We start from the raw sequence: 4,662 nt of genomic DNA, 5'->3' as shown, positions 1-4,662 counted from the left end.
CCCATCGCCGACACCGAGTTCGCCCGCGGCCTGCTCGAACACTATAATGTCGTGGTCCTGCCCGGCAGCTTCCTGGCGCGCGAAGTCCGCGGCGTCAATCCGGGGGCCAATTTCATTCGTATCGCGCTGGTTGCCTCACTCGACGAGTGTCTCGAAGCAACCCGGCGCATCCGTCAATTCGCCCAACAACTGTAAACAGAGAAAATATCCATGAGCCATCCCCTGCAAACCATCATCGAAGAACTCTGGGAACGCCGCACCGAGCTGTCCCCGCAATCGCCGCCCGACACCATTGCTGCCATCAATCAGGTGGTCGGCATGCTCGACGCCGGCACCCTGCGCGTTGCCGAGAAAATCAACGGTGACTGGGTCACCCACCAATGGGCCAAGAAGGCCGTCCTGCTCTCCTTCCGCATCCGCGACAACCGCGTTCAGGAAGCCGGCGACGTGCGTTTCTACGACAAAGTCGACACCAAGTTCCAGGGCTGGAGCGAAGAGCAGTTCCGCCAGGGCGGCTTCCGCGTCGTCCCCGGCACCATCGTCCGCAAGGGTTCTTTCGTCGCCAAAAACGCCGTGCTCATGCCGTCCTTCGTTAACATCGGCGCCTACGTCGATGAAGCGACCATGGTCGACACCTGGGTCACGGTAGGCAGCTGCGCGCAGATCGGCAAGAACGTGCACCTTTCCGGCGGCGTCGGCATCGGCGGCGTCCTTGAGCCGCTGCAGGCCAACCCGACCATCATCGAAGATAACTGCTTCATCGGCGCCCGTTCGGAAGTCGTCGAAGGCGTCATCATCGGCGAGAACTCAGTGCTCTCCATGGGCGTCTACATCGGCCAGAGCACGCCGATCTACGACCGTGAAACCGGCGAAGTCACCTACGGCCGCGTGCCACCGGGTTCCGTCGTGATCAGCGGCACCTTGCCCAAGGCCAACGGCGCCTATAGTCTGTACGCCGCAATCATCGTCAAGAAGGTCGACGCGCAAACCCGCGCGAAGACCAGCATCAACGAGCTGCTGCGCCCATAAGTCAAACCACCACGAAGGTCTTGTCATGATTCTCGACAAACTGTTCCAGTTGATGGCCGAAAAGCAGGCCTCGGATATTTTCATCTCCGCAGGCGCGCCGATCCACATCAAGATCCAGGGCAACACGCTCCCGGTCAACCAGCAGATCATGCTGCCGGACATGATCGAGAAGATCGCCTACGAACTGATGTCGCCGGATCAGATCAAGACCTTCGAAGCGAACTGGGAGATGAACCTGTCGTTCGGGGTGCCGAATGTCGGCAACTTCCGCGTCAACATCTTCCGCCAGCGCGGCTCGACCAGCATCGTCATCCGCTTCATCCTGGGCAACATCCCGGCCCTCGACGACCTCGGCCTACCGACCATCCTCGGCGAGCTAATCATGGAGAAGCGCGGCCTGATCCTGATCGTCGGCGCCACGGGCTCAGGCAAGTCGACGACCATCGCCTCGATGCTCGACCACCGCAACGCCAACCGTTCCGGCCATATCCTGACCGTCGAAGACCCGATCGAATTCCTCTTCAAGCACAAGAAATCCATCGTCAACCAGCGTGAAATCGGCATGGACACGCTGGACTGGCAATCGGCCCTCAAGAATGCCATGCGCCAGGCCCCGGACTGCATCCTGATCGGCGAAATCCGCGACAAGGACACCATGCAGGCAGCCATCGCCTACTCGCAAACCGGCCACCTGTGCCTCGCCACGCTGCACGCCAACAACTCCTACCATGCGCTGAACCGCATCATCAGCTTTTTCCCGGCGGAAAATCGCCAGGCGCTCTTTCTCGACCTGTCGGTTGCCCTGCGCGCCATCGTTTCGCAACGCCTGGTCAAGAAGCCGGATGGCAAGCGCATCCCGACCTGCGAAATCATGCTCAACACCCGCCACATCAGCGAGCTGATCGAGCGCGGCGAAGTGCAAGGCATCAAGGACGCCATGGAACAGACACTGGCTCCGGGATCGCAGACCTTCGAGCAGGACCTGTTCCGGCTCTACAGCAGCAGCACCATCACCATCGACGAAGCCCTGGCCAATGCCGATTCGCCGACCAACCTGTCGTGGCTCATCAACAATTCCGAATTCGGCAGCACCAACGGCAAGGACGATCGCAAGACCGACGTCGCGCTCGAATTCGACAGCACCAGCGAAGGCGGCACTTCCTTCAAGGAATTCACGCTGAGCCTGGCCGAAAACGACGAAGAAGCCAGCTGATGTCCGACCCCACGTTTGAACTGGCCCGGCAGATCATTTCCTGCCACTCGGTCACGCCGGAAGATGGCGGTTGCATGGAAATCATCACCGAGCGCCTCAAGCCGCTCGGTTTCAGCATCGAATTCATCAACCGCAACGGTGTCACCAACCTCTGGGCACGTCGTGGCACGACCGCCCCGTTGTTTGTTTTCGCCGGCCATACCGACGTCGTGCCGACCGGCCCGCTCGACCAATGGACCTCGCCACCGTTCGCCCCGGAAGTCCGCGCCGGCATGCTCTACGGGCGCGGCACGGCCGACATGAAGTCATCGGTCGCCGCCTCGGTAACGGCCGTCGAAGCCTTCATCGCCGCCAACCCGAACCATCCCGGCTCGCTCGCCTTCCTGCTCACTTCCGATGAAGAAGGCGATGCCATCGACGGCACCGTCGCCGTCGTCGAAGTGCTCAAGGCGCGTGGCGAAACCCTCGATTTCTGCATCATCGGCGAACCGACTTCGGTCAACACCCTTGGCGACATGATCAAGAACGGCCGGCGCGGCTCGCTGTCCGGCGTGCTGACGGTCAAGGGCATCCAGTGCCACATCGCCTACCCGGAAAAAGGTCGCAACCCGATCCACGAAGCCGCCCCGGCCCTGGCCGAACTGGCCGCGACGCGTTGGGATGAAGGCAACGACTATTTCCCGCCAACCACCTGGCAGGTTTCCAACATCCACGGCGGCACCGGCGCGACCAATGTCATCCCCGGTCAACTGGAAATCAAGTTCAATTTCCGCTTTTCCACGGCCAGCACGCCGGAAGGCCTGCAGCAGCGCCTGCGCGCCATCCTCGAAAAGCACAATCTGGATTACGACATCCAGTGGACACTCGGCGCCCGCCCCTTCCTGACCGGCCGTGGGCCGCTGGCTGACGCGGCGGCAACCGCCATCCACGAAATCTGCGGCATCGCCACCGAGCTATCGACCACGGGCGGCACATCCGACGGCCGCTTCATCGCCGAAATCTGCCAGCAGATGCTCGAAATCGGCCCGGTCAACGCGACCAGCCACAAGATCGACGAGTGCATTGCCGTCGACTCCCTGCCCAAGCTCTCCGCCATTTATGGCCGCATACTGCGGCAGTTGTTAGTTGCTAGTAGTTAGTTACTAGCCAAGCCCTCCTGCTAACAACTAATAACTAGCAACTACCGACTAATAATGACCACTGCCGCCAAAACCGAACTGTTCACCGTTCGCGACTACATTCGTTACGCCGTCAGCCGTTTCAACGCCGCCCAGCTCTTCTTCGGCCACGGCAGCGATAACGCCTGGGACGAAGCCATCTACCTAACGCTGCACACACTCAACCTGCCGCTCGACCGCCTCGACCCCTTCCTCGATGCCCGCCTGCTGCCGCACGAGCGCGAACTGCTGCTCGACATCTACACCCGCCGCTGCCAGGACCGCCTGCCCGCCGCCTACCTGACCCACGAAGCCTGGCTCGGCGAACATCGTTTCTACGTTGACGATCGCGTCATCGTGCCGCGCTCCTTCATCGCCGAATTACTCGATGAACAGCTCACGCCGTGGATCGACGATCCGTGGGCCATCGAATCCGCCCTCGACCTGTGCACCGGTTCCGGCTGCCTGGCTATCCTGAGCGCCCTCGCCTTCCCCAATGCCGAGGTTGCTGCGGTCGACCTCTCCGAAGATGCGCTTTCCGTCGCCGAGCGCAACGTCGCCGACTATCACCTGAGCGACCGCGTCGAACTGATCCACTCCGATGCCTTCACCAAGCTGGCTGGCCGCAAGTTCGACCTGATCATCTCGAACCCGCCTTACGTCAACGCCGAATCGGTCGCCGCGCTGCCGCCGGAATACCTGCACGAGCCTGAACTGGCGCTCGGCTCGGGCGAAGACGGCCTCGATTTCACGCGCATCATCCTGCGCGAAGCGAAGAAACATCTGACTGACAACGGCATCCTGATCGTCGAAATCGGCCACAACCGCGACCAACTCGAAGCCGCCTACCCGACGCTGCCCTTCACCTGGCTCAACACCGCCGCCGGCGACGAATTCGTCTTCCTGCTCAACGCCGCAGATTTACCCGATTGAGCCAGCTCTACGAAATGCCCAGCCCGTTCGATGTCGAAACGGGCACCGTCCTCATGCATGAGCCGGCATGGGCGCGGGAAGGCGAACTGCGCGCCCAGTTGCTCGACGAAAGCTATCCCAAGCCCTTCGTCATCGACGACGGCAAATCGCGTTTTCTCTATTTCAGCGTCCGCCTCATGCAGAGCGAAATGTCGCTCAAAGCGCCGCACGACCTGGCCATCCGTTACACGCAGAAAATGATGGCTTTCCTGCTTTTCCAGCCACGGCCGAAACGTATCGTGCTGATCGGCCTCGGCGGCGGCTCGCTGATCAAGTTCTGCTACCAGCGCA

The 4,662-nt window shown here is 61.4% G+C and carries 4 protein-coding genes and 2 pseudogenes; all 6 read left to right on the top strand.

The annotated features are described in order from the left end of the window. Positions 1-195, top strand: a pseudogene (locus ADADOO_RS05130) (succinyldiaminopimelate transaminase); the annotation flags it as partial. Positions 196-210: 15 nt separating this feature from the next. After that, positions 211-1,029 carry a 2,3,4,5-tetrahydropyridine-2,6-dicarboxylate N-succinyltransferase gene (dapD, locus tag ADADOO_RS05125; protein ID WP_511275577.1) on the top strand — a complete coding sequence of 273 codons (819 nt, stop codon included), beginning with the start codon at positions 211-213 and terminating at the stop codon, positions 1,027-1,029. Between the two features lie 25 nt (positions 1,030-1,054). Further along, positions 1,055-2,242, top strand: a complete 1,188-nt coding sequence (locus tag ADADOO_RS05120) for a PilT/PilU family type 4a pilus ATPase (RefSeq protein WP_511275575.1) — start codon at positions 1,055-1,057, stop codon at positions 2,240-2,242. Next, positions 2,242-3,381, top strand: coding sequence for a succinyl-diaminopimelate desuccinylase (dapE, locus tag ADADOO_RS05115; protein ID WP_511275573.1), 1,140 nt, complete (start codon positions 2,242-2,244; stop codon positions 3,379-3,381). The genes ADADOO_RS05120 and dapE overlap by 1 nt, the downstream gene beginning before the upstream one ends. A 54-nt stretch (positions 3,382-3,435) precedes the next feature. After that, positions 3,436-4,332 carry a 50S ribosomal protein L3 N(5)-glutamine methyltransferase gene (gene prmB / locus ADADOO_RS05110; protein ID WP_511275571.1) on the top strand — a complete coding sequence of 299 codons (897 nt, stop codon included), beginning with the start codon at positions 3,436-3,438 and terminating at the stop codon, positions 4,330-4,332. 14 nt (positions 4,333-4,346) lie between these two features. Further along, positions 4,347-4,662: pseudogene (locus ADADOO_RS05105) on the top strand (fused MFS/spermidine synthase); the annotation flags it as partial.

Source organism: Azonexus sp., assembly GCF_036170495.1.
GTDB lineage: Bacteria > Pseudomonadota > Gammaproteobacteria > Burkholderiales > Rhodocyclaceae > Azonexus.
This window is presented reverse-complemented; position numbering and strand designations above follow the sequence as displayed.

Excerpts from the sequence above, each read along its gene's own strand:
- dapD (WP_511275577.1), top strand. The coding sequence starts at position 211 with ATGAGCCATCCCCTGCAAACCATCATCGAAGAACTCTGGGAACGCCGC.
- ADADOO_RS05120 (WP_511275575.1), top strand. The coding sequence starts at position 1,055 with ATGATTCTCGACAAACTGTTCCAGTTGATGGCCGAAAAGCAGGCCTCG.
- dapE (WP_511275573.1), top strand. The coding sequence starts at position 2,242 with ATGTCCGACCCCACGTTTGAACTGGCCCGGCAGATCATTTCCTGCCAC.
- prmB (WP_511275571.1), top strand. The coding sequence starts at position 3,436 with ATGACCACTGCCGCCAAAACCGAACTGTTCACCGTTCGCGACTACATT.